The organism is Enterobacter sp. BNK-8, from assembly GCF_048685095.1.
In the GTDB taxonomy this organism is placed as follows: Bacteria; Pseudomonadota; Gammaproteobacteria; order Enterobacterales; family Enterobacteriaceae; genus Enterobacter; species Enterobacter quasiroggenkampii.
In genome coordinates this window covers 1,454,943-1,479,952 of the sequence record NZ_JBLQTN010000001.1, presented here as the reverse complement: position 1 = coordinate 1,479,952, position 25,010 = coordinate 1,454,943, and the positions used below count along the sequence as shown (strand labels likewise).

Annotated in this window: 24 protein-coding genes; 12 read left to right on the top strand and 12 right to left on the bottom strand. The window is 59.5% G+C overall.

Translation table 11 applies throughout. The features are described from left to right. Positions 1 to 5 precede the first annotated feature (5 nt). Genes astB through astC form a run of 4 tightly spaced genes read right to left on the bottom strand, consistent with a single transcriptional unit; the run spans position 6 to position 5,053 of the window. The gene (astB, locus tag ACMGGU_RS07095) at positions 6 to 1,331 is read right to left on the bottom strand and encodes an N-succinylarginine dihydrolase (RefSeq protein ID WP_111966877.1); all 1,326 of its coding nucleotides are present in this window, start codon (positions 1,329 to 1,331) and stop codon (positions 6 to 8) included. Beyond that, positions 1,318 to 2,805, bottom strand: a complete 1,488-nt coding sequence (astD, locus tag ACMGGU_RS07090) for a succinylglutamate-semialdehyde dehydrogenase (protein ID WP_252077292.1) — start codon at positions 2,803 to 2,805, stop codon at positions 1,318 to 1,320. Before astD ends, astB begins: the two co-directional genes overlap by 14 nt. Beyond that, the gene (gene astA / locus ACMGGU_RS07085; RefSeq protein WP_008500686.1) at positions 2,802 to 3,836 is read right to left on the bottom strand and encodes an arginine N-succinyltransferase; all 1,035 of its coding nucleotides are present in this window, start codon (positions 3,834 to 3,836) and stop codon (positions 2,802 to 2,804) included. Before astA ends, astD begins: the two co-directional genes overlap by 4 nt. Further along, positions 3,833 to 5,053, bottom strand: coding sequence for an aspartate aminotransferase family protein (gene astC, locus ACMGGU_RS07080; protein WP_032674580.1), 1,221 nt, complete (start codon positions 5,051 to 5,053; stop codon positions 3,833 to 3,835). The genes astA and astC overlap by 4 nt, the downstream gene beginning before the upstream one ends. A gap of 433 nt (positions 5,054 to 5,486) precedes the next feature. Between astC and xthA the strand changes: the two genes are divergently transcribed. The 6 genes from xthA to ACMGGU_RS07050 all read left to right on the top strand — a co-directional run bounded on the left by xthA (position 5,487) and on the right by ACMGGU_RS07050 (position 11,662). After that, entirely contained in the window at positions 5,487 to 6,293 is an 807-nt protein-coding gene (xthA, locus tag ACMGGU_RS07075; protein ID WP_032667291.1) for an exodeoxyribonuclease III, read from the top strand. A 6-nt stretch (positions 6,294 to 6,299) separates the two neighbouring features. After that, positions 6,300 to 6,983, top strand: coding sequence for a TVP38/TMEM64 family protein (locus ACMGGU_RS07070; protein WP_395299129.1), 684 nt, complete (start codon positions 6,300 to 6,302; stop codon positions 6,981 to 6,983). Positions 6,984 to 6,998: 15 nt separating this feature from the next. Further along, the gene (locus ACMGGU_RS07065) at positions 6,999 to 8,159 is read left to right on the top strand and encodes an ABC transporter substrate-binding protein (protein ID WP_420300960.1); all 1,161 of its coding nucleotides are present in this window, start codon (positions 6,999 to 7,001) and stop codon (positions 8,157 to 8,159) included. Continuing rightward, positions 8,132 to 9,661 carry a thiamine ABC transporter permease gene (locus ACMGGU_RS07060; protein WP_395299128.1) on the top strand — a complete coding sequence of 510 codons (1,530 nt, stop codon included), beginning with the start codon at positions 8,132 to 8,134 and terminating at the stop codon, positions 9,659 to 9,661. The genes ACMGGU_RS07065 and ACMGGU_RS07060 overlap by 28 nt, the downstream gene beginning before the upstream one ends. After that, a complete protein-coding gene (locus ACMGGU_RS07055) occupies positions 9,661 to 10,281 on the top strand; it encodes an ATP-binding cassette domain-containing protein (protein ID WP_395299127.1) in 621 nt (206 codons plus the stop codon). Before ACMGGU_RS07060 ends, ACMGGU_RS07055 begins: the two co-directional genes overlap by 1 nt. A gap of 73 nt (positions 10,282 to 10,354) precedes the next feature. Further along, complete coding sequence (locus tag ACMGGU_RS07050; protein ID WP_248221159.1) at positions 10,355 to 11,662, top strand: sulfurtransferase; 1,308 nt, start codon at positions 10,355 to 10,357, stop codon at positions 11,660 to 11,662. Here the strand turns inward: ACMGGU_RS07050 and ACMGGU_RS07045 are convergent. Next, positions 11,659 to 12,276 (bottom strand): CDP-alcohol phosphatidyltransferase family protein, encoded by a 618-nt coding sequence (locus tag ACMGGU_RS07045; RefSeq protein ID WP_048027512.1) that lies wholly within the window; start codon positions 12,274 to 12,276, stop codon positions 11,659 to 11,661. The genes ACMGGU_RS07050 and ACMGGU_RS07045 overlap by 4 nt on opposite strands. After that, the gene (locus ACMGGU_RS07040) at positions 12,269 to 12,838 is read right to left on the bottom strand and encodes a carboxymuconolactone decarboxylase family protein (protein ID WP_262805302.1); all 570 of its coding nucleotides are present in this window, start codon (positions 12,836 to 12,838) and stop codon (positions 12,269 to 12,271) included. Before ACMGGU_RS07040 ends, ACMGGU_RS07045 begins: the two co-directional genes overlap by 8 nt. Before the next feature lie 75 nt (positions 12,839 to 12,913). On the opposite strand from ACMGGU_RS07040, the gene ACMGGU_RS07035 reads away from it, so the two are divergent. Continuing rightward, positions 12,914 to 13,333, top strand: a complete 420-nt coding sequence (locus ACMGGU_RS07035) for a pyrimidine (deoxy)nucleoside triphosphate diphosphatase (protein ID WP_045910244.1) — start codon at positions 12,914 to 12,916, stop codon at positions 13,331 to 13,333. On the opposite strand, the gene ACMGGU_RS07030 is transcribed toward ACMGGU_RS07035, so the two are convergent. After that, positions 13,290 to 13,568, bottom strand: coding sequence for a DUF1496 domain-containing protein (locus ACMGGU_RS07030; protein WP_045910243.1), 279 nt, complete (start codon positions 13,566 to 13,568; stop codon positions 13,290 to 13,292). The two genes, ACMGGU_RS07035 and ACMGGU_RS07030, sit on opposite strands and share 44 nt — an antisense overlap. 229 nt (positions 13,569 to 13,797) lie before the next feature. Between ACMGGU_RS07030 and gdhA the strand changes: the two genes are divergently transcribed. Continuing rightward, positions 13,798 to 15,141 (top strand): NADP-specific glutamate dehydrogenase, encoded by a 1,344-nt coding sequence (gene gdhA / locus ACMGGU_RS07025; RefSeq protein ID WP_420300348.1) that lies wholly within the window; start codon positions 13,798 to 13,800, stop codon positions 15,139 to 15,141. 115 nt (positions 15,142 to 15,256) lie between these two features. Here gdhA and ACMGGU_RS07020 read toward each other — a convergent pair whose 3' ends face one another. The 3 genes from ACMGGU_RS07020 to ACMGGU_RS07010 all read right to left on the bottom strand — a co-directional run bounded on the left by ACMGGU_RS07020 (position 15,257) and on the right by ACMGGU_RS07010 (position 18,886). Next, positions 15,257 to 17,170 carry a DNA topoisomerase III gene (locus ACMGGU_RS07020; protein WP_420300347.1) on the bottom strand — a complete coding sequence of 638 codons (1,914 nt, stop codon included), beginning with the start codon at positions 17,168 to 17,170 and terminating at the stop codon, positions 15,257 to 15,259. A gap of 4 nt (positions 17,171 to 17,174) precedes the next feature. Beyond that, the gene (gene selD, locus ACMGGU_RS07015) at positions 17,175 to 18,218 is read right to left on the bottom strand and encodes a selenide, water dikinase SelD (protein WP_008500702.1); all 1,044 of its coding nucleotides are present in this window, start codon (positions 18,216 to 18,218) and stop codon (positions 17,175 to 17,177) included. Between the two features lie 116 nt (positions 18,219 to 18,334). After that, entirely contained in the window at positions 18,335 to 18,886 is a 552-nt protein-coding gene (locus tag ACMGGU_RS07010) for an NAD(P)H nitroreductase (protein WP_023327148.1), read from the bottom strand. A gap of 167 nt (positions 18,887 to 19,053) precedes the next feature. Between ACMGGU_RS07010 and sppA the strand changes: the two genes are divergently transcribed. The 4 genes from sppA (at position 19,054) to ACMGGU_RS06990 (ending at position 24,115) form a co-directional block, all read left to right on the top strand. Next, the gene (sppA, locus tag ACMGGU_RS07005; RefSeq protein WP_420300346.1) at positions 19,054 to 20,910 is read left to right on the top strand and encodes a signal peptide peptidase SppA; all 1,857 of its coding nucleotides are present in this window, start codon (positions 19,054 to 19,056) and stop codon (positions 20,908 to 20,910) included. Positions 20,911 to 20,973: 63 nt separating this feature from the next. Then, the gene (gene ansA / locus ACMGGU_RS07000) at positions 20,974 to 21,990 is read left to right on the top strand and encodes an asparaginase (protein WP_008500705.1); all 1,017 of its coding nucleotides are present in this window, start codon (positions 20,974 to 20,976) and stop codon (positions 21,988 to 21,990) included. A gap of 9 nt (positions 21,991 to 21,999) precedes the next feature. Then, positions 22,000 to 22,641: a bifunctional nicotinamidase/pyrazinamidase gene (pncA, locus tag ACMGGU_RS06995; protein WP_420300345.1), complete on the top strand. Its 642-nt coding sequence runs from the start codon at positions 22,000 to 22,002 to the stop codon at positions 22,639 to 22,641. Between the two features lie 220 nt (positions 22,642 to 22,861). After that, positions 22,862 to 24,115: a glycoside hydrolase family 18 protein gene (locus ACMGGU_RS06990; protein ID WP_048027506.1), complete on the top strand. Its 1,254-nt coding sequence runs from the start codon at positions 22,862 to 22,864 to the stop codon at positions 24,113 to 24,115. 51 nt (positions 24,116 to 24,166) lie between these two features. Here ACMGGU_RS06990 and ACMGGU_RS06985 read toward each other — a convergent pair whose 3' ends face one another. Both ACMGGU_RS06985 and msrB read right to left on the bottom strand, forming a co-directional pair. Beyond that, a complete protein-coding gene (locus ACMGGU_RS06985; RefSeq protein ID WP_420300344.1) occupies positions 24,167 to 24,439 on the bottom strand; it encodes a YeaC family protein in 273 nt (90 codons plus the stop codon). Positions 24,440 to 24,480: 41 nt separating this feature from the next. Continuing rightward, on the bottom strand, positions 24,481 to 24,894 hold the full coding sequence (gene msrB, locus ACMGGU_RS06980) for a peptide-methionine (R)-S-oxide reductase MsrB (RefSeq protein ID WP_008500710.1): 414 nt from the start codon (positions 24,892 to 24,894) through the stop codon (positions 24,481 to 24,483). Positions 24,895 to 25,010: the final 116 nt, after the last annotated feature.

Below are 25,010 nucleotides of genomic sequence, written 5' to 3'. Positions count from 1 at the left end.
CTCCTTTAGCGCTGGAACGGATAAACCGATCCCAGTTGCAGGATTGTCGACAACGCGTCCAGCGCCTCGCGTCCTTCACGCAGAAGCTGCGGGTCAACCAGATCGGCCTGCGTTAGCCGGTCGCGATAGTAGCGATCGACCCAGTCATTCAGGCGCGTAAAGAGCGTATCGTTCATCATGACCGCCGGATTAACCGCCTGCATTTCGTCCTGAGTCAAGACCACGCGCAGACGTAAACAGGCGGGACCACCGCCGTTGGCCATACTTTCACGCAGGTCAAACACGCGCAGTTCGTCAATCGGGTTATCGGCCTTCACCAGTTCGGTCAGGTAGCGCCACACGCCCTGATGATCCCGGGACTCCTGCGGCAGAACCAGCATCATGCTGCCGTCATCGCGGCTCAGCAGTTGGCTATTGAACAGATACGTTTCAACCGCGTCCTGCACGCTTACCGCCGCCGTTGGCACCTGAATGGGCGTAAAGCCGCGTACGCGCTCATGCAGCGTGGCGAGCAGCTTTTCCTGATGGGCGAACGCCTGCTCGTGACAGAACAGCACCTGGCGGTTGGAAACGGCAATCACGTCGTTGTGGAACACGCCCTGGTCGATCACATGCGGGTTCTGCTGGGCGAAAATCACCTGGGAAGGATTGACCTGGTTCAGGCGGGCAACGGCCTGGCTCGCCGCCAGCGTCTGACGTGCAGGATAACGGGTTGGCGCGGCGTGGCCCCCCTCTTCGCGCCCGTAAATAAACAGCTGCAGACCCGGCTCGCCATAATCGCCCCCCAGGCGGTTATGGTTGGCCGCGCCTTCGTCGCCAAACATCGCCACCTGCGGCAAGGCCTGATGCACCGCGAAATGGGCGTCCTGGTTGAAAATGGCGCGCAGCACGCGCTCGGTGGTTTCCGCTTCGGTGGCGCGGTGGAACTTGTTATTCAGGTTCGCCACCGTCAGATGGACTTTGCCATCCAGCGTATCGGCTGACGGCGCGACGGTTGCCGCGTTGGCGACCCACATCGAAGAGGCCGAGCTTGCCGCCGAGAGCAGGTGCGGCGTCTGCGTCCCCGCTTTTTCGACCACCTGCTCATCGGTACCGCTAAAGCCGAGCTGACGCAGCACCGCCACGTTCGGACGCTCCTGCGGCGGGATCACCGCCTGCGGGAAACCGGCATCCGCCAGCGCTTTCATCTTAAGCAGCCCCTGCTTCGCCGCCAGCTTCGGGTTGGAAACCTGAAAACGGTGCTTCGTGGAGGCTTCATTACCAAAAGAGAGACCGGCGTAGTGGTGGGTCAGCCCCACCAGCCCGTCAAAGTTGACTTCACGCGCTTTCATGACGATCCCCTCCGGTAAAGTCCAGCCCCGGATTAAGCGTCTCCGGCAGCGTCAGCGCCGGGGTTTCCAGGCTCGCCATCGGCCAGGCACAGTAATCGGCGGCATACCACGCGCTGGCGCGATGGTTGCCCGATGCGCCCACGCCGCCAAACGGCGCGGTGCTTGCGGCCCCGGTCAGCGGTTTATTCCAGTTCACAATCCCGGCGCGCGCTTCCAGCAGCAGTTGTTCAAACTTCTCGCGATGCGGCGAAATCAGCCCATTCGACAGGCCGTAGCGGGTGTTATTCGCCATCGCAATCGCCGCATCGAAATCGTCATAGCGCCAGACGCACAGCAGCGGGCCAAAGACCTCTTCATCCGGCACGTTGCTCGCGCCGCTCATCTCAACGATGCCCGGCGTCAGCAGCGAGGTACCCGGCTGAACCTGCTTCGGTTCGAGCAAGGTTTTCGCGCCGCGCGCGACGTGGTCCTGCCAGGCCTTCAGCACGTTCAGCGCGGCCTGTTCGGAAATCAGTCCACCGATAAACGGCTGCGGATCGGCATCCCACTCGGCTGGCACCAGGCGCGCGCTTACCTCTACCAGACGCTTCAGGAAAGCATCACCCTGCGCGCCTCTTTTCACCAGCAGGCGACGGGCGCAGGTGCAGCGCTGTCCGGCGGTAATAAAGGCGGACTGAATCGTCAGGTGCACCGCGGCGTCAATATCATCCGGGTCTTCCACAATCAGCGGGTTGTTGCCCCCCATCTCCAGCGCCAGAATTTTTTCCGGCTGCCCCGCCAGCTGGCGATGCAGCTGATAGCCCGTCCCGGCGCTGCCGGTAAACAGCAGGCCGTCGATATCGCTCAGCGCGCTCAGCGCCTGGCCGGTTTCACGTCCGCCCTGCACCAGGTTCAGCACGCCCGGCGGCAGGCCAGCCTGTTCCCACAGCTTAACCACCGCCTCGCCGGTGAAGGGCGTGAGCTCGCTCGGTTTAAAGATGACGGTATTGCCCGCCAGCAGCGCGGGCACAATGTGGCCATTCGGCAGATGCCCCGGGAAGTTGTACGGCCCAAAAACCGCCAGCACGCCGTGCGGACGGTGGCGCAGCGTGGCCGCGCCGTCCGGCATCTCGGTGTGCTGTTCGCCGGTACGGGTGTGGTATGCCTTCACCGAAATGGCGATTTTGTTGATCATCGCCGTCACTTCGGTTGCCGCTTCCCAGCGCGGTTTACTGGTTTCTGACGCGATGATGCGCGTCAACTCGGCCTTGTTTGCCTCCAGCAGCCCGGCAAACTTTTCAACAATTTCCTGGCGCACCGCGAAAGGCTGTTTTGCCCACGCCGGAAACGCGCGGCGAGCGGCATGGCAGGCTTTTTCCACCTGCGCAGCGCTGGCGTCATTCCCCTTCCAGAGCGCCTCTTTTCCTACCGGATTGGTCTTTACGCGCTGTTCGCCTTCGCCCGTGACCCAGTCACCGTTAATCCATAATGTCATGCTGTTTTCTCCTCAGGGCAGAGACGCACCAGGCGAACCTTATCGCCGGCGTTACATTTCAGGGCATCCAGTTCTGCAGCCGTCAGCACCAGACGTTCACATTTCGGGTTGGTCCGCACCAGCATGGCGCGGAAGTTGGCATAATTTTCGTTCGCCACCAGGCACGCCGGCCAGTCGCCCGGCGCGGGCTGGCCTTCAGAGACCTCAACCAGCCGGCTCTTACGGATCGCGCGCACGCGGTCGATATCGCACTCAAGCGTAGGCCCTCCGTCAAAGATGTCGACATAGTTGCGGTAGCGGAAGCCTTCTTTCTCCAGCACCGCGCGGGCGGGTGCAGTTTGCGGATGCACTTCGCCGATCACCGCCTGCGCTTCCGGGCTGAGGAAATGGGTATAGATAGGATGCTTCGGCATCAGTTCGGCAATAAAGGCCTTCTGACCGGTGCCGCAAAGATAGTCTGCCCGGCTGAACTCCATCGAGAAGAAACGCTCTCCCAGGCTCTCCCAGAACGGTGAGTAGCCGGTGTCGTCGATTACGCCGCGCATCTCCGCGACCACTTTTTCGTTAAAGCGATCGCGGAAGGCGGCCATAAACATAAAGCGCGATTTGGAGAGCAGATAGCCGTTGCCCTCTTTGCGCCACGCCGGATCGAGGAACAGCGTGCAAAGCTCGCTGGCGCCCGTGTGGTCATTGCAGAGAAACAGCGTGGGCAGTGCGTTATAGACGTTCAGCTCTTTCGAGGCGTGAACCATGGTACCCACGCGGTAGTTGTACCACGGGTCGTTCAGCCCGACGGCCACTTCAATGGCGCAGATCCCGGCCACGGTGCCCGTATCGGTGTCTTCCAGCACGAACACATACCCCTGTTCGCTTTTTGGCAACGTCCCCTGCCAGGTTTGCAGGGCGCGCTCAATGCGCGCCGACAGCGTTTTTTCATCGGCAGGAAGCGAGGTCAGCCCGCCTCCCGTCTTACCGGCAAGCTGCATGAGCCCGGCGAGATCGCCGCGCTCAACGGGACGGATGACCATCATGATGACACCCCGGATTTCACTTTTTCACACGCCAGCGCAAAGCGGTCCAAACCGGTTTGCACCTCTTCCTCGCTGACAATCAGCGCGGGAGCAAAACGCACGACGTTAGCACCGGCAATCAGCACCATCACGCCCACTTTTGCCGCTTCCTGTGAAATAAGTTTAGCTTTTCCGGCAAACTCAGCGGTGAGCTCACAGCCAATTAACAGCCCCAGGCCGCGAATTTCTTTAAACAGGCCAACCTTGCTGTTGATGGCATTCAGGCGCTCAACAAACCAGTCGTGGCGCTGCTTAACGCCCTTCAGCACCTCAGGGGTGTTAATGATGTCGAGCACCTGTCCGGCGACGGCGGTGGCCAGCGGGTTGCCGCCGTAGGTGGTGCCGTGGGTGCCGACGGTCATCACGCTGGCGAATTTATCAGTGGTCAGCGTCGCGCCAATCGGGAAGCCGCCGCCCAGCGCTTTGGCGGTCGACAGCACGTCCGGCGTCACGCCGTAGTGCATATAGGCATACAGCTCGCCGGTGCGGCCCACGCCGGTCTGCACTTCGTCGAAAATCAGCACCGCGTTGTGACGATCGCACAGCTCGCGCAGCCCCTGCAGGAATTCCTTTTTCGCCGGAAGCACGCCACCCTCACCCTGCATCGGCTCGACGATCACCGCACAGGTGGTGTCGTTAATCAGCTCGCTGGCAGACTGCAAATCGTTATAAATACCGTGACGGATATCCGGCGGCAGCGGTGCGAAATCCTGCGAGTAGGAGGGCTGCCCGCCTGCGCTGACGGTAAAGAGCGTGCGTCCGTGGAAGGCATTTTTGAACGCCACGATACCGCTCTTGTGGGTTCCAAATTTATCGTGCGCATATTTGCGCGCCAGCTTCAGCGCCGCCTCGTTGGCTTCCGCCCCCGAGTTACAGAAAAAGACCTTCTCCGCAAACGTCGCGTCGATCAGTTTTTTGGCCAGGCGCAGCGCGGGCTCGTTGGTGAAGCCGTTGCCGGTATGCCAGAACTTCGCCGCCTGATCGTTCAGCGCCTGACGCAGCGCCGGGTGCGCATGACCCAGCGCGTTCACCGCAATCCCACCTGCAAAGTCGATATACTCTTTACCCTGCTGATCCCACAGGCGCGAGCCTTCCCCACGAACCGGAATAAAAGCCGCCGGAGCGTAAACCGGCATCATCCATTCATCGAAATTTTCACGCGTAATTGACAGAGACATAGCGACCTCATCCGGTAAATAAAAGGTTATTTGAATGTTAAATAATTGAGTGTTTGCACTGTGAATGTAGATTGCAGCCTTCGTGCCAGCCAGCGATAAAAATGCATAAACGGGTTGATGTAACAGAATATCAATGAGTTACAATATGGAGTTATTCACTATTAATGCATAAAAAGTGAATATTTTTACGACAAGCGGCGCTTTGCCGCATGAAAATCAGAAAGAGTATGCACAGGCCAAATATAATTCTGGAATTGTGATCGCTCGCGAAATTTATCGGCCATTTACGCCCTGTTTGGGGGCGAAGCGCGTCAGAATGGTGCAAATATTGCACCACCGGCATTATCTGTTGCAGTTATTGGTCGAAGCCGGTAACAGTTGACGCAAATTCTGCTACCATCCTTGCACTATTCACCTTGCACTGGCAGCGACTATGAAATTTGTCTCTTTTAATATCAACGGCCTGCGTGCCCGCCCTCATCAGCTTGAAGCTATCGTTGAGCAACATCAGCCAGATGTGATCGGCCTGCAGGAGACAAAGGTTCACGACGACATGTTCCCCCTCGAAGAGGTGGCGAAACTCGGCTACAACGTCTTTTATCACGGCCAGAAAGGTCACTATGGCGTCGCGCTGCTCACCAAAGCGCCGCCGGTTTCCGTGCGTCGCGGCTTCCCGGGCGACGGTGAAGAAGCGCAGCGTCGTATTATCATGGCGGAAGTCCCTTCTGCGATCGGTAATATCACGGTCATCAACGGCTATTTCCCGCAGGGTGAGAGCCGTGACCATGAAACCAAATTCCCGGCGAAAGCGAAGTTTTATCAGGATCTGCAGGACTACCTGACCACCGAACTCAAAAAAGAGAATCCGGTGCTGATCATGGGCGACATGAATATCAGCCCGACGGATCTCGATATCGGTATTGGCGAAGAGAACCGCAAACGCTGGCTGCGCACCGGCAAATGCTCCTTCCTGCCGGAAGAGCGTGAGTGGATGGAGCGCCTGCTGGGCTGGGGCCTGGTGGATACCTTCCGCAATGCCAACCCGGAAACGCAGGATCGCTTCTCCTGGTTTGACTATCGCTCTAAAGGCTTTGACGACAACCGCGGCCTGCGTATCGATCTTCTGCTCGCCAGTACACCGCTGGCCGAGCGCTGCATCGAAACCGGGATCGACTACGACATCCGCAGCATGGAAAAACCGTCTGACCACGCGCCAGTGTGGGCTAAATTCAAGCTGTAATGACGCGTGAACATTCCAAAAACACTCTTCCTGTGCGCCCTTCTGGGCGCATTTATGTTGACGTTTGTCATGCTTCCCCCGGGAATCCTCTCCCTGGAAGGGATTAAAACGCACCAGCAGGCATTACTCTCCTATGTCGACCACGCGCCGCTGCGCAGCGCGCTGATCTTCTTTGCGGTCTATGTGGCGGTCTCCGCCCTCTCGATCCCCGGCGCGGCGATCCTGACCCTGCTGGGCGGGACGTTGTTTAGCCTGTGGGAAGGCACCGTGCTGGTCTCCTTTGCCTCCACGCTTGGGGCCACGCTGGCGATGCTCGCCAGCCGCTATCTTTTGCGCGACTGGGTGCAACGGCGGTTTGCCCGACAGATGGGTACGGTGAATACCGGCATGGCACGCGACGGCGCGAACTTTCTTTTTGCCCTGCGCCTGATGCCGCTGTTCCCGTTTTTTCTGGTGAATTTGCTGATGGGGCTAACCCGGATTGGGGTATTTCGCTACTGGTGGGTGAGCCAGGTCGCCATGCTGCCCGCCACGATTATCTTTCTGAACGCCGGGCGCGAGCTGGGAAAAGTGACCTCGCTGCGCGATATTTTGTCGCCGGGCATGGTATTCGCCTTTACACTACTGGGGTTATTACCGCTGGTCACCCGCCAGCTGTTTTCCCGTTTTCTCCCGTCTGCTAAAAAGTGAGGCATTATGCGCCGTGTGCGTTTTTGCACGTTTCTGACCGGTCTGCTGCTGGCAGCCCCCCTATTTGCCGCCGACGGCTGGCAGGCCATTCAGCAACAGGCTAAAGGCCAGACCGTCTGGTTTAACGCCTGGGGCGGCGATCCGGCGGTCAACCGCTATCTGGAGTGGGTCAGCGGTGAGATGCAAACGCACTATGCCATTACCCTTAAAATTGTCCCGCTGGCGGATGCCGCCGACGCGGTAAAACGTATTCAGACCGAAGCCGCCGCGGGGCGTAAGACCAGCGGCTCCGTCGACCTGCTGTGGGTTAACGGCGAGAACTTCCGCACGCTGAAAGAGGCAAACCTGCTGCAGACCGGATGGGCGCAGACGTTACCCAACTGGCGCTATGTCGATACCCGCAAACCGGTTACGGAGGATTTTGCGATTCCCACAGACGGCGCGGAATCGCCGTGGGGCAGCGCGCAGCTGACCTTTATCGCCCGCAAGGCCAGCATGCCGACGCCGCCTGTGGATCCTCAGGCGCTGCTGGCTTACGCGCAGCAGCATCCGGGCAAGATCAGCTATCCTCGCCCGCCAGATTTTACCGGCACGGCATTTCTTGAGCAGTTGCTGCTGACGCTGACCGCTCACCCGGACGCGCTGCAAAAGGCCCCCGATAGCACCTTTGCCGAGGTGACGGCGCCGCTCTGGGATTATCTGGACAAACTCCACCCGCTGCTGTGGCGCGAAGGGAAAGATTTCCCCCCTTCTCCTGCACGAATGGATGCCCTGCTTGCCAGCGGCAGCCTTAACCTGTCCCTGACCTTTAACCCCGCACATGCGCAGCAAAAAGTGGCGAGCGGCGAACTGCCCGCCGACAGCTACAGCTTTGGTTTCCACGGCGGAACGATTGGCAACGTCCATTTTGTGGCGATTCCGGCCAATGCCAGCGCCAGCGCAGGGGCGAAAGTGGTCGCCAATTTCCTGCTTTCACCGCAGGCGCAGATCCGCAAAGCTGACCCGGTCATCTGGGGCGATCCGAGCGTGCTGGATGCCACAACGCTGCCTGAAGATGAAGCCAGACAGCTGCTGGCCCACACGCCGCAGGGGCTGCCGAAGGTGCTTGCAGAGCCCCAGTCCGCCTGGGTAAATGCGCTGGAGCAGGAATGGCTGCGTCGTTACGGCACCCGCTGAGCAGGCTTGTCTGGCTGGCGATGGCGGTGATTTATCTGCCGCTCCTGCCCGCCGGCGCCATGCTGCTTGCCCCGGCGTTTTCGGTGACAAACTGGCAGCGGCTGCTGAACGATCCGCAGTTGCCTCAGGCAACCATTGCCACGCTGGTCTCAACGCTCATCGCCACGCTGGGGGCGTTGCTGATTGCCCTTCTCCTCGTCAGCCTTGTCTGGCCCGGGAAACGCTGGCGACGTCTCACAACCCGCCTGCCGTGGCTGCTGGCGATCCCCCATGTGGCGTTCGCCACCGGCGCATTACTGCTGTTTGCCGAGGGCGGTCTGTTTTATCAGGTCTGCACCGTCTGTTCCCCACCGTTTGACCGCTACGGCGCCGGGCTGGGGCTGACGCTCGCGGTCAAAGAGAGCGCGTTTGTCCTGTGGGCCATTTATGCCGTGCTGCCGGAAAAACGGCTCGCGCAGCAGAAAATCGTCCTGCAGACGTTCGGCTACGGGCGTTTTCAGACGCTCAGCTGGCTGATCCTTCCGGCTATCGCCCCTGTCCTCGGGGCAGTAATGCTGGCGGTGCTGGCGTGGTCGCTGTCGGTCGTCGATGTGGCGATCGTTCTCGGGCCGGGCAACCCGCCTACCCTGGCCGTGCTGGCCTGGCAGTGGCTGAGCCAGGGCGACGCGCAACAGCAGGCAAAAGGGACGCTGCTGTGCCTGATTCTCCTTCTGCTGCTGGCCGCGCTTGCCGCTCTGGGATACGGTATCTGGAAGGCATGGGTTCGCACGCTTGCGAACTTCTCCGGAACGCGTCCCCGGTCTCAACTCGCCCTGCCTGAGCGAGCACTGAGCGGGTTCCTGCCCACCTGCGGCGTGCTGTGCGCCGCGGTGCTGCTGATGCTGGCGCAACGGGAAGACGTTGGCCCGGTGGGAACCAGCGTGTCATTCGGTCTGCTTTCAGCCCTGATTGCCCTGGTCGTCGGCTTACTCTGGCTGGAATGGGGTCCGCAGCGCGGCGCGCTGTGGGTATGGTTACCGCTCGCCCTTCCGGCCCTCCCGCTCGTCACCGGCCAGTATGCGATTGCGTTGCACCTGGGCATCGACGGGCACTACGCCGCCGTGCTCTGGAGCCACCTCCTGTGGGTCTTGCCGTGGACGCTGCTGGTGCTGCAACCCGCCTGGCGCCGGATCGATCCCCGTCTGCTCCTCACCGCCAGAACCCTCGGCTGGCGACGGGCCAAAGTCTTCTGCCTGGTGAAATGCCCCCTGCTGGTGCGCCCTGCGCTACTGGCCTTTGCCACCGGCTTTTCCGTCAGCATGGCGCAATACATGCCGACGCTGTGGCTGGGCGCGGGGCGTTTCGCCACGCTGACCACCGAAACCGTGGCGCTGAGCAGCGGGGGCAGCATCCCGATTCTTGCTAACCGGGCGCTGGGATTACTGCTGGTCACGGGCACGGTGTTTGGTCTTGCCGCCCTGCTATCCCGGCTCGTGGGCCGCTACCGACAAGGGTTACGTTAATGCTGAAGGTAAAAGATCTTACCATCGAACCGCTTTTCCGCGAGGTTAGTTTTTGCGTGCCCCGGGGGGAGATCGTCACCCTGATGGGGCCGTCCGGCAGCGGCAAATCGACCCTTTTTGCCTGGATGATCGGCGCGCTGTCAGACGATTTCCAGGCGCGGGGCGAACTGTGGCTCGACGCGCGTCGCTGCGACGGTCTTCCCGTGGAGTCCCGCGGGCTGGGTATTCTCTTTCAGGACGCGCTGCTGTTCGACCAGTTCAGCGTCGGGCAAAATTTGCTGCTGGCGCTGCCTGAGCGGATCGCCGGCAGCGCGCGGCGGGAAGCGGTCGCGCAGGCGCTGGATTCCGCCGGGCTGAGCGACCATTACGCCAGCGATCCGGCCACCCTTTCCGGCGGGGAGCGCGCACGGGTCAGCCTGCTGCGGGCCCTGCTCGCGGAGCCGCAGGCGCTGCTGCTGGATGAACCGTTCAGCCGCCTCGATAAAGCGTTGCGGGCCTCATTTCGGGCATGGGTGTTTGACGCCGTCCGCGCGCGCAATATTCCGGTGGTGCTGGTCACGCACGATGAGGACGATATTCCACCCGGCGGCGAGCTGATTGAGATTTCTCGCTGGCAATAATGTGCTAACGCAATGTTTTCCGATTCGGGAGAGACGACAATGCCCCCCTCTTTTACTGACGTCAGGTTATTCGATGAAACGTGTTTCTCAACTGACCGCGCTGGCCCTGCTCTGCGGCCTCGCTTCTTTTTCCTCGCTGGCGGCTGATATGCCCAACGCCATCACGCTGTCTCAGCTTCAGGCACAGCACGGCACGCCTGTCGACACACGCGCCAGCGCCTTCTATAACGGCTGGCCGCAGACGCTCAGCGGCCCCTCCGGGCATGAACCCGCCGCACTCAACCTTGCTGCTGCCTGGCTTAGCGCCATGAGCGATGAGCAGATTGCGCTGTGGGCAAAACAGCATCAGCTTACCCCTGCGACGACCATCGCCCTGTATGGCGACGAGAACGATAACCAGGCGGTGAAAGCCCGCCTGGAGAAAGCCGGTTACCGCCACGTTTCGCTGCTCAGCGACGCACTGCAGACCCCAGACCGCCTTCAGCGCCTGCCCCACTTTGAACAGTTGGTTTACCCACAGTGGATCCACCGGCTCCAGCAGGGTAAACCCGTGACTGCCGCACCGGCGGGCGACTGGAAAGTGATCGAAGCCGCCTGGGGTGCACCGAAGTTTTACCTGCTGAACCACATTCCCGGTGCGGGCTATATCGACACCAACGAGGTGGAAAGCGAACCGTTGTGGAATAAAGTCTCCGACGACAAGCTGAAAGCGATGCTGGCGAAGCACGGGATCCGTCACGACACCACCGTCATCTTGTATGGCCGCGACGTCTACGCCGCCGCGCGCGTGGCGCAGATTATGCTGTATGCGGGCGTGAAGGATGTGCGTATTCTCGACGGCGGCTGGAAGGCGTGGTCAGATGCAGGCCTGCCGGTTGAGCGCGGCACGCCCGGTAAAGTAACGCCAGCCCCCGATTTTGGCGCGCCGATACCCGGTCAGCCGCAGCTGATGGTGGATATGGAACAGGCGCGTGGCATGCTGCACCGTCAGGATGCCTCCCTGGTCAGCATTCGCTCGTGGCCGGAGTTCATCGGCGAAACCAGCGGCTACAGCTACATCAAGCCAAAAGGTGAAATTGCCGGTGCCCGCTGGGGCCACGCGGGCAGCGATGCTACCCACATGGAGGATTTCCATAACCCGGATGGCACCATGCGCAGCGCAGACGACATCGCCGCCCAGTGGAAGCGCTGGAATATTCTGCCGGAACAGCACGTCGCGTTTTACTGCGGCACCGGCTGGCGGGCGTCCGAAACCTTTATGTACGCCCGGGCGATGGGCTGGAAGAATATCGCCGTCTATGACGGCGGCTGGTACGAATGGAGCAGTCACCCGCAGAACCCGGTGACGACCGGTGAGCGCGGGCCTGAAAGCGCGCTCTAAGGGTTAAGTGACTTCAGCGTCACGTAGCCGCTCCAGATGCGCGTTGTGGTGGTCAACCAGCACAGCGCGCCAAATACCCACGCGAAGAGCGTAAAGTGCGCCGGAAAGAGGCAGCACAGCACAAACAGCGCGAGGGTCTCCGTCCCTTCCGTTAACCCGCCGATGTAATAAAACGACTTGTGCGCATAGCCGGGGTTGTCGATGTCGTGCTTCGCGGCCAGCGCCGCAAACGCCAGAAAACTGCTGCCGGTCCCGATAAACGCAAACAACAGCCAGGCCGCGGCCAGCGCATTCTCAACGGGTGCTGCCAGCGCAAAGCCAAACGGCACCAGGGCGTAGAACAGAAAATCGAGCGCAATATCGAGAAATCCCCCCGCATCGGTCAGCCCTCTGCGGCGCGCCAGCGCCCCATCCAGACCGTCCAGCAGGCGGTTCAGCACGATGACGGCCAGCGCCGCCGGATACCAGCCAAGGGCCAGAAACGGCAGCGCCAGCACGCCGATGGCAAACCCGGTCAGGGTTAATCCGTCGGGCGTTATTCCCGGTCGGTCCAGCACGGAGACCAGACGATTCAGCGCCGGTTTTATCTGCGGATGAAGGTGGCGATCAAGCATGAGGCGTCTCGTTAAAGGTGGCGCACAGCCCCTGCGCCGGAATATCCAGCGCGGCATTAAAGCGGGCAGAGAGATTCTGAAAGGCAATGAGCGCCGTCATCTCGGTGATGGCGTCATCCGTAAAATGGCGCTTCAGCGCCGTTCTGATGGCCTCATCCGTCCGGGGCGGCGTGGCGGTCACCGCCTCGGCGTAGGCCAGCGCCGCGCGCTCCTGCTCCGTGAACAAGGCGGAACCCTGCCAGTCGCTCACGGCCTGCACCTTATCCAGCGCCCCGCAGCGCTCGGCCAGCCGCAGGCTGTTGGCATCAATACAGAAAGCGCAGTGGCAGAGCTGGGACACCCGCGTCATGAGCAGCGAACGAAGCACGGGCGTCAGGCGCGCGCGACGACGCTCCAGAAAACCGACGAACAGCGCCACCAGCCAGAACAGACGCGGCATGCGCCCCCACCAGCGCGTGGGATTCAGCACGGCGCCAAAATGCTTTTTCTGCATCACGGTAATGGGTTTAAGGCTGGCGGGAAGGGATTCGATAGGGGCAACCCAGGCGGTAGTCTCTTTCACCTGATTCTCCTGATAGCTGGACTCTGAGAAAGGGCACGATAATATGTCTTTTTTCGCTATCAATTATTGACGACCATGCTGAAAACACTCGATGTCGTTGCCGCCATCATCGAAAAAGACGACAAAATTTTACTGGCACAGCGCCCTGCCCACGCCGACCAGCCGGGCATGTGGGAATTTGCAGGCGGCAAAGTCGAGGCGGGAGAAACCCAGCCCGAGGCGCTTATCCGCGAGCTGCGTGAAGAGTTAGGTATTGAAGCACGCCCTGCGCAATACGTGGCCAGCCACCAGCGTGTAGTCTCGCAGCGGTTAATCAACCTGCACGCCTGGCACGTTCCTGCGTTTAGCGGCGAGCTCACGGCGCACTACCACAGCGAGCTGGCGTGGTGTACGCCGGAAGAGGCGTTTGGCTACGCCTTAGCCCCCGCGGATATCCCCCTTCTGGAAGCGTTTATTGTTTTACGCGACGCCAGACCAGCGGGTTCGTGCCAATAACGCGCTCGTCGCGCTGGCACTGCAGCAGAACGCCCTCCGCTTTCACCACGGCCCCTTCCGAGTAGTTCTGATTCTGATAGATGCAGCACTGATTACAGGGCTGCACCGTTTGATTCTGGCCGCTGGAGCTAAACACTTCCGGCGGCACATTCACTTCCACGTCCGGGCGAATGCGGTCAGCCTGCGCACCTGCGGTAAAGATCACACATAACGCGGTCAGTAGATAACGGTTCATAGACACATCTTCCTGTTGTTCCCTTGATAATGACTATAACGGTAAACCAGCGCGGAACCTTTAATATATCTCGTCATCGCTTTTAGTTATGACGCAGCGCATTTCATTAATTTCCCTTTCGCCCTGAATTTCTGCTTGCCAGACAAAGCAGTACGGGTGGTATAGTCAAAAAAACAACACAAAACGCATAAGTCATATACAAACATTATTATAAGAGGTTCTTATATCTATGGATCAGACACGCTCTCTGGAAAGTTTCCTTGCCCATGTTCAGCAGCGCGACCCGCACCAAAGCGAGTTCGCCCAGGCCGTGCGTGAAGTGATGACCACCCTGTGGCCCTTCCTTGAACAAAACCCGCGCTATCGCCAGATGTCTTTGCTTGAACGCCTTATCGAGCCAGAGCGCGTGATCCAGTTCCGTGTGACGTGGGTGGACGATCGCAACCAGGTGCAGGTTAACCGCGCGTGGCGCGTACAGTTTAACTCGGCCATCGGTCCGTTTAAGGGCGGCATGCGTTTCCATCCGTCCGTGAATCTGTCGATTCTGAAATTCCTCGGCTTCGAGCAGACCTTTAAAAACGCGCTGACCACGCTGCCCATGGGCGGCGGGAAAGGCGGCAGCGATTTCGACCCGAAAGGCAAAAGCGAAGGCGAAGTGATGCGTTTCTGCCAGGCACTGATGACCGAACTCTATCGCCATCTTGGTCCTGACACCGACGTGCCTGCCGGTGATATCGGCGTGGGCGGACGTGAAGTGGGCTTTATGGCCGGGATGATGAAAAAGCTCTCCAACAACAGCGCCTGCGTCTTTACCGGCAAAGGGTTGTCGTTTGGCGGGAGCCTGATCCGCCCGGAAGCGACCGGGTACGGCCTGGTTTACTTCACCGAAGCCATGCTCAAGCGTCACGGCTTAGGTTTCGAAGGTATGCGCGTCGCGGTGTCCGGCTCCGGTAACGTGGCGCAGTACGCAATTGAGAAAGCGATGCAGTTTGGCGCTCGCGTAGTGACCGCCTCTGATTCCAGCGGAACGGTGGTGGATGAAGCGGGCTTCACGGCAGAGAAGCTGGCGCGCCTGTGTGAAATCAAAGCCAGCCGCGATGGACGCGTAGCGGATTACGCCCGGGAGTTTGGCCTGACCTACCTCGAAGGTAAACAGCCGTGGGGCGTGCCGGTGGATATCGCCCTGCCGTGCGCCACGCAGAACGAGCTGGATGCTGAAGCCGCGCGCACGTTAATTAGCAATGGTGTAAAAGCGGTCGCCGAAGGGGCAAACATGCCGACCACGATCGACGCGACGGACCTGTTCCTGGAGGCAGGCGTGCTGTTTGCACCGGGCAAGGCCGCCAACGCGGGCGGCGTCGCAACCTCCGGCCTCGAGATGGCGCAAAACGCCGCGCGTCTCGGCTGGAAGGCGGAGAAAGTGGATGCGCGCCTGCACCATATCATGTTGGATATTCACCACGCCTGCGTGGAATATGGCGGTGAAGCATCGCAAACCAATTACGTGCGCGGGGCGAATATCGCCGGGTTCGTGAAGGTAGCGGATGCGATGATTGGGCAGGGTGTGATTTAAGTTTTCGCTGCGTTCTCAACGTGTAGGCCCGGTAAGCGTTAGCGCCACCGGGCTTTTTTCAGGACGCAGAGCTGCTTTTCGCCGGGTGGCGGCTTCGCCTTACCCGGCCTACGGGTTAAGAGGCGGCCGCGCTCTTTTTCTTTTTGAAAGGTTTCTTCGCGCCACCACCGGGTGCAACCATCCCTCTGAAGCGCTTCACCGGCGTGCTGCGCGCCTGATCGATCAGCTGGTAAAGCGTCCCCACCAGCGGCTGCATAAAGTCCTGATAGCGGCACTGCTTCTCGCTGATCTGCGTCAGCACCGACTCCCAGTGCGCGGTCATGTCCGGCCTGGCGGCCAGCTCCGGCAGGGAATGAATCAGCGCGCGGCCCGGCTCGGTCGAATGGATATAGCGCCCCTTTTTCTCAAGAAAACCGCGCTTAAAGAGCAGCTCGATGATCCCCGCGCGGGTTGCCTCCGTACCCAGACCGTCGGTGGCGCGCAGGATCTTCTTCAGATCTTTATCCTGCACGAACCGGGCGATGCCGGTCATCGCGGACAGCAGCGTCGCATCGGTAAAATGGCGCGGCGGCTGAGTCTGACGTTCCACCACTTCCCCTTTTTCACACAGCAGCTCATCGTCTTTGGCAACGACGGGCAGCGGCGTGCCGTCGTTCTCCTCGTCACGCTCTTTATTCCCCAGCAGCGTGCGCCAGCCTGCTTCAGCAAGGAAACGGGCTTTCGCAATGAATTTCCCTTTCGCGATTTCCAGTTCGATCACGCATTTGCGGAACACCGCGTCCGGACAGAACTGCATCAGGTACTGGCGGGCGATCAGGTTATAGACCTTTGCTTCGTTGTCGGTCAGATTGACGTTGCTGGCGCGCACCGTCGGGATAATCGCGTGGTGGGCGTCCACCTTTTTGTCGTCCCAGCAGCGGTTATGGGTGTCCGGGTTCACCACCGGCTGCGGCAGCAGATCCGGCGCATGCACGCTAATGGCGTTCATCACTGAATGACGACCGGCAAAATGCTCTTCCGGCAGATAGCGGCTATCTGAACGCGGATAGGTGATTAGCTTGTGGGTTTCATAGAGCTTCTGGCAAATGTCCAGCACGTTCTGCGCGCTGAGGCCAAAGCGCTTCGCGGCCTCAATCTGTAGGGCCGACAGCGAGAACGGCAGCGGCGCGGGTTCTGATTCCCGTTTATCGTTATAGCTGGTAACGATAGCCGGCTGCCCGGTAATGCGATTAACCACATGATCCGCCAGCGGGCGGTGCAGCAAACGCCCCTCTTCATCCTGATACGATTCGCAGGCATCGCTCGGCTGCCAGACGGCGGTAAAGCGCTCGTCTTTAGGCGTGACGATATGCGCTTTCACCTCAAAGAAATCTTTAGCGACGAAGTTCTCAATCTCTTCGTCACGACGCACGACCAGCCCCAGCACCGGCGTCTGCACGCGCCCCACGGAGAGCACGCCCTGATAGCCCGCGTTGCGCCCGAGGATGGTGTAGGCGCGGGTCATGTTGATACCGTACAGCCAGTCGGCGCGGGCACGCGCGAGCGCCGAGACGCACAGCGGAATAAACTCGCTGTTGGCGCGCAGGCGCGAAATGGCTCGCTCGACCGCCTGTGGGTTGAGGTCGTTGATCAGACAGCGCTGCACCTGCTGGCGCTTTTCCGGCGCCAGCTCCAGATAGTCCAGCACCTCATCGACCAGCAGTTGTCCTTCCCTGTCCGGGTCACCCGCGTGCACGATTTCTTCGGCTTCATGCAGGAAGCGCTTGATCACGTTGAGCTGTTTGGTGACTGAAGGCCGGGGCTGCAGGCGCCATTTTTCCGGCACGATGGGCAGATCGTTCAAATTCCAGCGGGCGTAGCGGCTGTCGTAGACATCCGGCTGCGCCTGCTCAAGCAGGTGACCGATACACCAGGTGACCACCTGCCCGTTACCGCATTCGATAAAGCCGTCGCCCTTGCGATGCGGCTTGGGCAGCACATCGGCAATGGCACGGGCCAGGCTCGGCTTTTCGGCAATAAACAACCGCATCGAATTAACGGATCTCAATCATCGGTCGGCCACCGCGCGCGGTTACCAGCTCGCCGATCGCCGTCAGGGTAATGCCGAACTCGGCGGCAGTGGCCTGGACCTCGGCTTCGGATTCCGGCGTGACCGCCAGCAGCAGGCCGCCGGAGGTTTGCGGATCGCACAGCAGGTTGCGCCATTCTTCTGGCATTTCGCCCATCAGGTGACCGTAGCTGGCGAAGTTACGCTGGGTACCGCCCGGGACCGCGCCCTGAGCAATGTACTCCTCCACGCCCGGCAGCTTCGGCACGTCCTGATACCAGACCTGCGCCTGCACGCCCGCGCCCTGACACACTTCGGAGAGGTGCCCCAGCAGACCAAAACCGGTCACGTCGGTCATCGCCTTCACGCCGTCGATATTGGCGAACGCCGCACCGGCGAGGTTCATCTGGCACATGACTTCGGTTGCCAGCCCTTTGTGCTCCGGTTTCAGTAGGGACTTTTTCTCGGCTGTGGTCAGCACGCCAATGCCCAGCGGCTTGGTGAGGAACAGCTTGCAGCCCGCCTGCGCGGTGCTGTTGCGCTTCACGCGTTCGGTCGGCACCACACCGGTGACGGCCAGGCCGAAGATAGGCTCCGGCGCATCGATAGAGTGACCACCGGCCAGCGCAATCCCTGCCTGCTGGCAGGCGAAACGGCCGCCATCAATCACTTCACGGGCCACTTCCGGCGGGATGGTGTTGATCGGCCAGCCCAGAATGGCGATCGCCATAATCGGCTTACCGCCCATGGCAAAGATATCGCTGATGGCGTTGGTGGCCGCAATGCGCCCGAAATCGAACGGATTGTCGACAATCGGCATAAAGAAGTCGGTGGTACTGATAATGCTGGTGCCGTTACCTAAGTCATAAACTGCAGCATCGTCGCGCGTTTCATTGCCGACAAGCAGGTTCGGGTCGACAAACTTCGCCTGTTCACTGTGAAGGATGGTCTCCAGCACTTTCGGGGAAATTTTACAACCGCAACCGGCTCCGTGGCTGTACTGCGTTAAACGAATGGTTTGCTCGCTCATGGACGTCTCCTGTCATCTCAATCGCGCTATGGTAGCGCTCATTCCATAAAGAGGTAAGTATGGCTGTCTGAATTCTGCGGCAGATGCTCAGAATCCAGACAGTTTAGCGTGCGTTATCAGAAGCGGCTGACGAAAGGCGTGGTGTCCGGCACGCTGATGGTGCTGGAGGCTTTAAGCTGCGGGGTGCCGAGGTAGAGGAAACCGACAATTTTGTCATGCTCACCGCAGCCAAAACCGTCACGGACCGCCGGGCTTTCGGTCAGCGCACCGGTGCGCCAGATACCGTTGAAGCCTTGCGCGACGGCGGCCATTTGCATCGCCATCACCGCACAGCCCGCGGACATTTCCTGCTCCCAGACCGGCACCTTATGGCCCGCCTGGCATTTTGCCACGACGGCGATGATCATCGGGGCGCGGAACGGGGCATTGCGCGCCTTGTCGATCCCCTTCTCATCCTGCCCTGCGGCCACCGCCCCCTGCTCCAGCAGCTGGCTGAAACGATCGCGTCCTTCGCCTTCAATTACAAAGAAGTGCCACGGCTGCAGTGTGCCATGATCGGGGGCACGCATGCCGGCACGCAGAATGTTCTCCAGCTGCTCGCCTGCCGGGGCAGGTTCGGCCAGACGGGAAGCGCTACGGCGGTTAACAAGCAGTTCGAGTGCGTCCATTGGTTAACTCCTTTCTTGAAATTTACTCACAAAATTAACACGACGGCAGATTTTGTTACAGCCTGGCAGGCGATTCCTGCTGACAAGTGGCGGTTGGGTCATTACGATAACCCAACATTACCGTCCAGTGGCGACGGAAACAGTCATTTTCTGGTTAGGGAGAATACATGCGAACCCTTTGGCGAATTATTGCCGGTTTCTTTAAATGGACGTGGCGACTGCTCAACTTCGTCCGCAACCTGGTGATGAACATTTTCTTCATCCTTCTGGTTCTGGTTTGCGCGGGTATCTGGATGCACATCAGCAACGCGAATCAGGCGCAGCATTCGACTCGCGGGGCCTTGTTACTTGATATCACCGGCGTAATCGTTGATAAACCGTCAGCCAGCAACCGTCTGGGCGTAATCAGCCGTCAGCTGTTTGGCGCCACTTCAGACCGTCTGCAGGAAAATTCCCTGTTCGATATCGTCGATGCCATCCGTCAGGCCAAAGATGACCGCAACATCACCGGCATCGTGCTGGATCTGAAAGATTTTGCCGGCGGCGATCAGCCGTCTATGCAGTACATCGGTAAAGCGCTGCGCGAATTCCGCGACAGCGGCAAGCCGGTGATTGCCGTGGGCGACAGCTACAGCCAGGGACAATATTATCTGGCGAGCTTCGCCAATAAGATCTGGCTCTCCCCACAGGGTACGGTCGATCTGCACGGCTTTGCCACCAACGGCCTGTACTACAAATCGCTGCTCGATAAGCTGGAGGTCACCACCCACGTCTTCCGCGTCGGTACGTACAAATCTGCCGTGGAGCCGTTTATCCGCGACGATATGTCCCCTGCCGCCCGCGAAGCGGACAGCCGCTGGATTGGTGAGCTGTGGCAGAACTATCTGGGCACCGTTGCCGCGAACCGTCAGATTACGCCTGAACAGGTGTTCCCTGGCGCGCAGGGCGTGCTGGCAGGCCTGCGTAAGGTTGACGGCGATACCGCGAAATATGCGCTCGATAACAAACTGGTTGATGCCCTGGGCACCAGCGCCGAGATTGAAAAATCCCTGAGCAAACAGTTTGGCTGGAGCAAAGAGGACAAAAATTACAGTGCCATCAGCATGTATGATTACTCGACGAAGAAACCGGATGAGAACGGTGACAGCGTCGCGGTGGTCTTTGCTAACGGTGCGATCATGGACGGTCAGGAGACCCCGGGGAACGTGGGCGGCGATACTACCGCGTCACAAATCCGCGATGCGCGCCTGGATCCGAAAGTGAAGGCGATTGTCCTGCGGGTCAACAGCCCTGGCGGTAGCGTCAGCGCCTCCGAAGTGATCCGCGCTGAACTGGCCGCGGCGCGCGCCGCCGGCAAGCCGGTCGTCGTCTCAATGGGCGGAATGGCCGCCTCCGGAGGTTACTGGATCTCCACGCCAGCCAACTACATCGTGGCGAACCCAAGCACGCTGACCGGCTCGATTGGTATCTTCGGGGTGATCAACACCGTAGAGAACAGCCTGGATTCTCTCGGCGTGCATACCGACGGCGTAGCGACTTCTCCGCTGGCGGATGTCTCGGTGACCAAATCCCTGCCGCCGGAAGTCTCTGAGATGATGCAGCTCAGCATTGAGAACGGCTATAAACGCTTTATCACCCTGGTCGCAGACTCGCGTAAAAAGACGCCTGAGCAGATCGACCAGATTGCACAGGGCCACGTCTGGACCGGTCAGGATGCGAAGAGTAACGGACTGGTGGACAGCCTGGGTGACTTCGATGACGCGGTGAAGAAAGCCGCCGAACTGGCGAAGCTGAAGCAGTGGCATATCGAGTATTACCAGGACGAACCGTCGTTCTTCGATATGGTCATGGACAGCATGTCCGGCTCGGTACGCGCCATGCTGCCGGAGGCGCTGCAGGCTTACCTGCCTGCGCCGGTCGCCACGGCGGCAAAAGCGATGAAGGCGGAAAGCGATAAGCTTGCGGCCTTTAACGATCCACAGAGTCGTTACGCGTTTTGCCTGACCTGCGCGAACGTCCGTTAAAAACCGTCCCCTCTTCCCGCGAAGAGGGGATTTTTTTCTTTTGAAGAACAAGAACTCACTACCATGCAGAAGAAATCGATTTATGTAGCCTACACTGGCGGTACCATCGGTATGCAGCGCTCCGAAAACGGCTATATCCCCGTCTCCGGCCACCTGCAGCGTCAGCTTGCGCTGATGCCCGAATTCCACCGTCCGGAAATGCCTGACTTTACTATCCACGAATACGAGCCGCTGATGGACTCCTCCGACATGACGCCGGAAGACTGGCAGCACATCGCGGATGACATTAAAGCCCATTACGACCAGTACGACGGCTTCGTGATCCTGCACGGTACCGACACCATGGCGTTTACCGCCTCGGCGCTCTCCTTCATGCTGGAGAACCTGAGCAAGCCGGTTATCGTCACCGGGTCGCAAATTCCGCTGGCGGAGCTGCGCTCCGACGGGCAGATCAACCTGCTGAACTCCCTGTACGTGGCGGCGAATTACCCGATTAACGAAGTGTCGTTGTTCTTTAACAATCGTCTTTATCGCGGTAACCGCACCACCAAAGCCCACGCCGACGGCTTTGACGCCTTTGCCTCACCTAACCTGCAGCCGCTGCTGGAGGCCGGTATTCATATCCGTCGTCTGGGAACCCCTCCTGCGCCGAACACCGCGGGCGAGCTGATTGTGCATCCGATTACTCCGCAACCGATTGGCGTGGTCACCATCTATCCGGGTATCTCTGCGGACGTGGTGCGTAACTTCCTGCGCCAGCCGGTGAAGGCGCTGATCCTGCGCTCCTACGGCGTGGGCAATGCGCCGCAGAACGGTGAATTCCTGAAAGAGCTTCAGGAAGCCAGCGAGCGTGGAATTGTGGTGGTGAACCTGACCCAGTGTATGTCCGGTAAAGTGAATATGGGCGGCTATGCCACCGGCAACGCGCTGGCGCATGCGGGGGTGATCAGCGGTTTCGATATGACCGTTGAGGCAACGCTGACTAAACTTCACTATTTACTGAGTCAGGATCTGGACATTCAGTCCATTCGCAGCGCGATGATGCAAAACCTGCGCGGCGAACTGACGCCTGACGAATAAGGAGGTCTCATGAAGCAACGCGCCCTGCTCCTGGTCGATTTGCAAAATGATTTCTGCGCGGGCGGTGCACTGGCCGTCGCCGAAGGTGACAGCACCGTTGACGTGGCCAACACGCTGATTGACTGGTGCAAAGCCCGTGGTGAAGCAGTTGTCGCAAGCCAGGACTGGCACCCGGCAAATCACGGCAGCTTTGCCAGCCAGCACAATGTCGAGCCGTTCACCCAGGGTGAGCTCGACGGGCTGGCGCAAACTTTCTGGCCGGATCACTGCGTACAGCAGACGGAAGGCGCGGCGCTGCATCCGCTCCTGAATCAAAAGGCCATCGATGCGGTGTTCCATAAAGGCGAAAACCCGGCTATTGACAGCTATAGCGCGTTTTTTGATAACGGGCATCGTCAGAAAACCGCTCTCGATGCGTGGTTACGTCACCACGAAATCACGGAGCTGATTGTGCTGGGGCTGGCAACGGACTACTGCGTGAAGTTCACCGTGCTGGATGCGCTTCAGTTAGGCTACACCGTCAGCGTCATCACCGACGGCTGCCGCGGGGTGAACATTCACCCGCAGGACAGCGCCCAGGCGTTTATTGATATGGCAGCGGAAGGCGCAACGCTGTATACGCTCGAAGACTGGCTGGAAACGCAGGCTTAGGCCTTTTAAGCTGGGTGGCGGCTGCGCCTTACCCGGCCTACTTCTTTGGTTTTGTAGGCCGGGTAAGCGTCAGCGCCACCCGGCAAACCCCCTCCGTTCTCCCATAAAGTGAACTCCCTCGCAACCTCAGCGAAGCGGCAATGCTATTCTCTTTAGGCTGTCTTTTCGCCACGCCTTTTCCGTGGCGTGGTTAATTTTATTAAGTCAAAGAGGAACTTGTATGAAACGTTTGCCCTTGCTGGCAGCATTACCCTTGCTTTGCGCGTCAGTTGCCTCCGCCAGTTCCCTGATGTCCGTGGGCTACTTTAACGGGGGTGGCGATGTCACCGCCGGACCGGGTGGCGATATCAATAAACTGGACGTTCGCCAGATCACCCACCTGAACTACTCCTTTGGTCTGGTCTATAACGACGAAAAAGACGAAACCAACGCCGCGCTGAAAGATCCGGCGAAGCTGCATCAAATCTGGCTATCGCCAAAAGTGGCGTCCGATCTGGCCTTAATCCCCACTCTGCGTAAGCAAAACCCAAATCTTAAGGTCCTGCTCTCCGTCGGCGGCTGGGGCGCGCGTGGCTTCTCTGGCGCAGCGGCAACCCAAGAGAGCCGCGCGGTGTTCATCCGCTCCGCACAGGAGATTGTCGAAAAATATGGTCTGGACGGGATCGATCTCGACTGGGAGTATCCGGTCAACGGCGCCTGGGGGCTGGTGGCAAGCCAGCCCGCCGACCGGGATAACTTTACCGCCCTGCTGAAGGAGATGCGCGACGCGTTCGGGCATAAAAAGCTGGTGACCATTGCGGTAGGCGCGAATGCGGAAAGTCCGAAAAGCTGGGTGGATGTGAAAGCCATTGCGCCCCTGCTCGACTACATCAACCTGATGACCTACGACATGGCGTACGGTACGCAGTATTTTAACGCCAACCTGTATGACTCCAGCACCTGGCCGACGGTGGCCGCCGCGGACAAATACAGCGTCGATTTTGTGGTGAACAACTATCTGGCCGCCGGGCTGAAGCCGCAGCAGATGAATCTCGGGATTGGTTTCTATGGCCGCGTACCGAAACGCGCCGTGGAACCGGGCATTGACTGGACAAAACCCGATGCGCAAAAAAATCCGGCCACTCAGCCCTACTTCGGGCCGCAGGAGATTGGGTTGTTCAAGTCACTCGGCTATGACCTGACCAAAGATACCTATGTGAAGTACAACGATATCGTCAAAAAGCTGCTGAACGATCCGCAGAAACGCTTTACCGAACACTGGGACGACCAGGCAAAGGTGCCGTGGCTCTCGGTGAAAGGTGCCGATGGCAGCGCGCTGTTTGCGATTTCGTATGAGAACCCGCGATCCGTGGCGATCAAAGCGGACTACATCAAAGAGAAAGGGCTCGCCGGAGCGATGTTCTGGGAGTACGGCGCGGATGACGAAAACCAGTTAGCGAAGCAGCTGGCGGCGTCGCTCGGGATCCCACACTAAGGTGTAGTGTGCCGGGTGGCGCTAGCGCTTACCCGGCCTACAGGGAGAGCCTTATTTGAAAGTCACAATCGGCTTCGGCGTGATACCGAAGTCCTCTTTCAGCTCACGCTTGCTCTTCATCACCATCTGACCACGGGTGTCGATCGTCATGTGCTGCGCGTCGGTGTTGTTGCGCGCCTGCCACAGCATCACCAGCTGCAGGCTGTTCTCTTTCTGCTCCGGGGTCAGCGCGACGCCATCGGGCCATTTTCCCAGCTCTACGGCGGTGACCAGACGCTGATAAATTTCCGGCGTCATACCGCTAATCATGTCTTCAATATTCACAATCCCGCCCTTTCGAAGGAATAATTTGCTGAATCGTTTTTTCAACCCTTGATCTGGTCGCCATTCTCATCATCGGTAAAGCTCATTGAGGCTGAATTCACGCAGAAACGCTCGCCCGTTGGCTGAGGGCCATCCGGGAACACGTGTCCAAGGTGCGCATCGCAGTTGCCACAGCGAATTTCCGTGCGCACCATGCCGTGCGACGAGTCGGTCAGATAGCGGATAGCCTCATCGCTCACCGGCTCGTAAAAGCTCGGCCAGCCGCAGCCCGAATCAAATTTCGTTTGTGAATTAAACAGCGGGGCATCACAGACCAGGCAGTGGTAGACACCGTCCCGCTTGTTGTGCAGTAAACGCCCGGTGAACGGGGGTTCCGTTCCGTGGTTCTGCGTCACGTAAAACTGCATTTCTGTGAGGTTTTTTTTCAAATCGTCAGGGTTACGTTGATTCGACATATGCTTACATCTCGCTGTAGAAACAGACATCTTTTACCCCGCATTCTAACAAAACATTAACACCCTTGCGTGCACTTTTGATCTAAACTTATGTGTCGCGAAAAGGCGGTCAGGCA

Bases quoted from the DNA above. Each gene is read 5' to 3' on its own strand.
- astB (WP_111966877.1), bottom strand. From the start codon at position 1,331: ATGAAAGCGCGTGAAGTCAACTTTGACGGGCTGGTGGGGCTGACCCAC.
- astD (WP_252077292.1), bottom strand. From the start codon at position 2,805: ATGACATTATGGATTAACGGTGACTGGGTCACGGGCGAAGGCGAACAG.
- astA (WP_008500686.1), bottom strand. From the start codon at position 3,836: ATGATGGTCATCCGTCCCGTTGAGCGCGGCGATCTCGCCGGGCTCATG.
- astC (WP_032674580.1), bottom strand. From the start codon at position 5,053: ATGTCTCTGTCAATTACGCGTGAAAATTTCGATGAATGGATGATGCCG.
- xthA (WP_032667291.1), top strand. From the start codon at position 5,487: ATGAAATTTGTCTCTTTTAATATCAACGGCCTGCGTGCCCGCCCTCAT.
- ACMGGU_RS07060 (WP_395299128.1), top strand. From the start codon at position 8,132: ATGGCTGCGTCGTTACGGCACCCGCTGAGCAGGCTTGTCTGGCTGGCG.
- ACMGGU_RS07055 (WP_395299127.1), top strand. From the start codon at position 9,661: ATGCTGAAGGTAAAAGATCTTACCATCGAACCGCTTTTCCGCGAGGTT.
- ACMGGU_RS07050 (WP_248221159.1), top strand. From the start codon at position 10,355: ATGAAACGTGTTTCTCAACTGACCGCGCTGGCCCTGCTCTGCGGCCTC.
- ACMGGU_RS07045 (WP_048027512.1), bottom strand. From the start codon at position 12,276: ATGCTTGATCGCCACCTTCATCCGCAGATAAAACCGGCGCTGAATCGT.
- ACMGGU_RS07035 (WP_045910244.1), top strand. From the start codon at position 12,914: ATGCTGAAAACACTCGATGTCGTTGCCGCCATCATCGAAAAAGACGAC.
- ACMGGU_RS07030 (WP_045910243.1), bottom strand. From the start codon at position 13,568: ATGAACCGTTATCTACTGACCGCGTTATGTGTGATCTTTACCGCAGGT.
- gdhA (WP_420300348.1), top strand. From the start codon at position 13,798: ATGGATCAGACACGCTCTCTGGAAAGTTTCCTTGCCCATGTTCAGCAG.
- ACMGGU_RS07020 (WP_420300347.1), bottom strand. From the start codon at position 17,170: ATGCGGTTGTTTATTGCCGAAAAGCCGAGCCTGGCCCGTGCCATTGCC.
- selD (WP_008500702.1), bottom strand. From the start codon at position 18,218: ATGAGCGAGCAAACCATTCGTTTAACGCAGTACAGCCACGGAGCCGGT.
- ACMGGU_RS07010 (WP_023327148.1), bottom strand. From the start codon at position 18,886: ATGGACGCACTCGAACTGCTTGTTAACCGCCGTAGCGCTTCCCGTCTG.
- sppA (WP_420300346.1), top strand. From the start codon at position 19,054: ATGCGAACCCTTTGGCGAATTATTGCCGGTTTCTTTAAATGGACGTGG.
- ansA (WP_008500705.1), top strand. From the start codon at position 20,974: ATGCAGAAGAAATCGATTTATGTAGCCTACACTGGCGGTACCATCGGT.
- pncA (WP_420300345.1), top strand. From the start codon at position 22,000: ATGAAGCAACGCGCCCTGCTCCTGGTCGATTTGCAAAATGATTTCTGC.
- ACMGGU_RS06990 (WP_048027506.1), top strand. From the start codon at position 22,862: ATGAAACGTTTGCCCTTGCTGGCAGCATTACCCTTGCTTTGCGCGTCA.
- msrB (WP_008500710.1), bottom strand. From the start codon at position 24,894: ATGTCGAATCAACGTAACCCTGACGATTTGAAAAAAAACCTCACAGAA.